The following is a 3,407-nucleotide window of genomic DNA, read 5'->3' as shown; positions in this document are numbered from 1 at the left end:
AAACGGCAGCGTACTCTTTTAAACTGCTCAGCTGCATTATTTTTCCTCCGGTTTTTTTTCAATGTTTCCGCTCGTGTTATAATGAAAACAGAGAGGAGATGATACTTTTGATTTACGTTGAAAATAAAGAATTTTACACCCTCAGCCGGTTTGCTGATTTGATAATCGGAAAAACCTACCTTGCCGGAAACGAGCCAAACCCGTTTTATAAAGAATTTGAGACATTTACGTTTCCGGAGCCGATTCTTTTAAATGACGCCCCGAACGTGATTAACGAGTTTTCTCTCTATGTTCGTGAACGTCTTTTTGAAGATATACGTTTGCAGGAGTTCCCCGATTTGCCGTCCCGGATGAGCTGCCTCTGGCTTATGTCAGAGGAACAGATAACAGCGAAAACAACATACTGGTTACAGCAAATCCCGGACTCGAAAACCCTTTACAGGATTTCCTGTACCGGAAAGATCCACGTCGCTGATGATTCTCTGCTCATTCATCCTCCGGGCGGTTATTTCGAGGCTGTCCGTGAACACGCCCGGCTTTACTGGAACGGTGTCGTCACAAATCCGGCGCCGGAACATCAGGAATTATTGTTTGCCGGATCCTTTACCGTATTGGAAGAAACGGCACCTTTATCAGCGAGATAATCATTTGGATCCGGTTTCCAGTTTGTTTTAAAGCTATGGGAGTGTTTCGGCATATTATCAAACGATAACGCCGCCGGCTGCTCTTGCTTCTGAACCGGCCCGGCCTTTAAACTTTCGTTAGCCATTTCAATAAGTTGTTTAATTTCTTCATAAGTTTCTGCCACATAATAACAACGCCCACGTACATCAACTCTATGATCTTCTACCGTTTCTATAGCAGAAACGTTTATCATCCTTTTATAGGACAGGTCGTACTTATCGTGTAACTCAATAAAATATTGGTTTCTCATTGTTTTCCTCCCTCCAGCTGCCTTACCGAAACGTGAACCAAAAACTTTTCGTACTTTGGTTTCCGTTTTCCCTTACCCGGTGTGTAGGTGTTGAAAACGTAATCCACTGCCTCGTTAAGATCCTCCGTGTTTACCTGTTCCGGTTCCACCACCCACCGGCTCAGCCGGATACCGAACTGCTGGCCGATATCTTTTAAGACGGTAGCGATTTCCTCCGGCGTCTTTCCCTGATCCTGCATTGTCTCCCGGGTAACCCGGATGAGGCTCACGACTTCTCCCACGCTGGCGTTTTTTAAAGCCGGAGCATAGTTCCCGGTTTTGCGTATCGTGGGCAGGACTTCCTCAAAAACCCACTTTTCAAATTTTTCGGCCGACGGTAACCGGCTATGGACGATCAGGCGGTAGAGGTTCGGCTCGTTGATATAAAGCATGGGTATCTGTTGTATTGCCGGAGAGCCGTCTGCTTTTATTCCGGTTTGTACCCCTGTATAGCGTTTTACTATACCGGGCATTTTACAATGTTTTCGTAAACCGTCAGCCGTATTTGCAAATCCCAGGGCTTTACAAACATCAGCACCACAGAACCAAATAACCTCATCCTCTTGAATCGTCCGGATTTCCCCAAATTCTCTGTTTTTAAAAATCTGTAAATCGTTCATAATTACCGTTCTCCGTTCCAGAGGTGAGTAATTGTTTCGTCTGGATGTATCACTATCTCTCTGGTTTTGTTTTTCCACGTGTGCGATACCAATACAGAAAGCCCGTAAGTTTTTGCGTAACCTTTAGCCGCATTTATGGCCTGGCTGTATATTGGTGTTTTTCCAATATAACCGCCGCTGCCGTCATACTTGAGCGTATATGTGTACTCCATGATTTCACCTCGTTTTTATTGTTCCTTAAACAAATAAGCTAAACCCAGGTTCGGAAAGAACTTTTCCTGAATTTTAAAGGCTTCCTCAACAGTAAATTTGCTGGTTCCGTCAATTTTATTAGCAATAGTATTTCTATGAACCCGTAATTCTGCTGCTAAAGTTTCAATGCTAATATCGGCTCCAGCCATTTCCTTTTTTAAATTGATTAATGCCATTGTTTGTTTGCCTCCTTTCTACGCATTTGCGTATATTTCATTTTGAATTATAAACGCATTTGCGTATGTTGTCAACAAAAAATTATGCAAATGCTGAATTTTTTTATTGACAAATTACTTGCATTTGCATAAAATTTTAGTGGAGGTGCAATAATGGGTATAGGTTCTAAACTAAAGAAATTAATAGAAGAAAAAAACACTAATGTGAACGCTTTGGCAAATCGTGCCAACGTTAAACCAACGACTTTATATAGTATTATCGAGCGAGATAATACAAAAGTAGATATTGACGTTCTTATTGCAATAGCTAAAGTATTGGGCGTCCCTGTAGAATATTTTAGCGATAATTATGTTCCTATTGATTCTTATTATTTAAATCCGGAAACGGCCAGGCTGGCCCAGGAAGCAGCCAATGATCCGGAAACAAGAGTACTGCTGGACGCCAAACGGGATTTATCTCCGGAGGATATGCAGTACGTTATCAGTCTTATCAAACATCTGAAAAATAAAAATTCATGAAAACTTACCTATATAATTTACCCTTAAAAATCAGAGGCTTTATCGTCAGGGAAAACAGCTCCGGAGAGGACACGATCGTTTTAAACGCCAGGCTGACGAATGAAGCAAACAAAGAAACCTTTATCCATGAGCTGACACACAAACGGCTGGGAGATCTGGACTCGGACGAGAGCGTTAACACGATAGAAAGTCGGGCCCACACTTTCGACTAAGTTTCAAGTTTTTTCGAGTAACTATCAAGATTCTAACAAGCTCAAACGATTCTCGAACGATAGAAACGGCTCAACCGTGCGTGTTTTTATAGTCTTGTCAGATCTGAAACGAACGATTTTTAGTATCAAGTTAGTTTCAAGATTTGGCGAGTTAAGTTATTAAAATGCTCATTTGTGGTTCCATAATGTTCAAAAACGTTATTAAAATGCACGAAAAAACTAAAAAAATGCTCTTTTTGGTTATTGCGAGGTTATTATGGCTGAGTATTTGGGAGGAATTAAAGATCCGGATATCGACGTAGCAAAAGTCCAGTCGCCCGGCTGGCTCTGTTATGATTTCCTGCTTTTCTTCCGGGACTATCACGACGACGGAGCGCTCACCAGCTGCAGCATTTCTGAAATGATAGGCAGCTATGAGGAAATTACGGCTGACTCCCACCGGGATTACAGTTTAACCTGGGGAGCTTTAGGTTATCTGGTTACCGGCCCCGTCGGCGGCCTGATCGGAGCCGTACTGGGAGGAAAGAAAACAGAAAAGCATATTGTTTTCTGTGAGTTATCCAACGGCTGGCAGCTGATACTTTCCCTGAACCGGGAGGAGTTCCGGGACTGGGAGAATATTATAATGATTCAATGTTGACATGTTATGACTTTT

At 42.3% G+C, this 3,407-nt stretch carries 7 protein-coding genes; 3 read left to right on the top strand and 4 right to left on the bottom strand.

Annotation, left to right across the window (positions count from 1 at the left end):
- The coding region (locus IKN49_06750; protein MBR3632735.1) for a DUF2441 domain-containing protein at positions 1-644 on the top strand (644 nt) is incomplete at its 5' end.
- Here IKN49_06750 and IKN49_06745 read toward each other — a convergent pair.
- Genes IKN49_06745 through IKN49_06730 form a run of 4 tightly spaced genes read right to left on the bottom strand, consistent with a single transcriptional unit; the run spans position 578 to position 2,021 of the window.
- A complete protein-coding gene (locus IKN49_06745) occupies positions 578-934 on the bottom strand; it encodes a hypothetical protein (GenBank protein ID MBR3632734.1) in 357 nt (118 codons plus the stop codon). The genes IKN49_06750 and IKN49_06745 overlap by 67 nt on opposite strands.
- Complete coding sequence (locus tag IKN49_06740) at positions 931-1,593, bottom strand: hypothetical protein (protein ID MBR3632733.1); 663 nt, start codon at positions 1,591-1,593, stop codon at positions 931-933. Before IKN49_06740 ends, IKN49_06745 begins: the two co-directional genes overlap by 4 nt.
- A 2-nt stretch (positions 1,594-1,595) precedes the next feature.
- Positions 1,596-1,805: a hypothetical protein gene (locus tag IKN49_06735; GenBank protein MBR3632732.1), complete on the bottom strand. Its 210-nt coding sequence runs from the start codon at positions 1,803-1,805 to the stop codon at positions 1,596-1,598.
- A 15-nt stretch (positions 1,806-1,820) separates the two neighbouring features.
- Entirely contained in the window at positions 1,821-2,021 is a 201-nt protein-coding gene (locus IKN49_06730) for an XRE family transcriptional regulator (GenBank protein ID MBR3632731.1), read from the bottom strand.
- 153 nt (positions 2,022-2,174) lie between these two features.
- Here IKN49_06730 and IKN49_06725 point away from each other — a divergent pair, with 153 nt between their 5' ends.
- Both IKN49_06725 and IKN49_06720 read left to right on the top strand, forming a co-directional pair.
- Positions 2,175-2,540 (top strand): helix-turn-helix transcriptional regulator, encoded by a 366-nt coding sequence (locus tag IKN49_06725; protein MBR3632730.1) that lies wholly within the window; start codon positions 2,175-2,177, stop codon positions 2,538-2,540.
- A gap of 468 nt (positions 2,541-3,008) precedes the next feature.
- Complete coding sequence (locus IKN49_06720; protein ID MBR3632729.1) at positions 3,009-3,392, top strand: hypothetical protein; 384 nt, start codon at positions 3,009-3,011, stop codon at positions 3,390-3,392.
- Positions 3,393-3,407: the final 15 nt, after the last annotated feature.

The sequence above is a fragment of the Elusimicrobiaceae bacterium genome (assembly GCA_017528825.1).
Lineage (GTDB): Bacteria > Elusimicrobiota > Elusimicrobia > Elusimicrobiales > Elusimicrobiaceae > Avelusimicrobium.
This window is presented reverse-complemented; position numbering and strand designations above follow the sequence as displayed.

Bases quoted from the DNA above. Each gene is read 5' to 3' on its own strand.
- IKN49_06745 (MBR3632734.1), bottom strand. From the start codon at position 934: ATGAGAAACCAATATTTTATTGAGTTACACGATAAGTACGACCTGTCC.
- IKN49_06740 (MBR3632733.1), bottom strand. From the start codon at position 1,593: ATGAACGATTTACAGATTTTTAAAAACAGAGAATTTGGGGAAATCCGG.
- IKN49_06735 (MBR3632732.1), bottom strand. From the start codon at position 1,805: ATGGAGTACACATATACGCTCAAGTATGACGGCAGCGGCGGTTATATT.
- IKN49_06730 (MBR3632731.1), bottom strand. From the start codon at position 2,021: ATGGCATTAATCAATTTAAAAAAGGAAATGGCTGGAGCCGATATTAGC.
- IKN49_06725 (MBR3632730.1), top strand. From the start codon at position 2,175: ATGGGTATAGGTTCTAAACTAAAGAAATTAATAGAAGAAAAAAACACT.
- IKN49_06720 (MBR3632729.1), top strand. From the start codon at position 3,009: ATGGCTGAGTATTTGGGAGGAATTAAAGATCCGGATATCGACGTAGCA.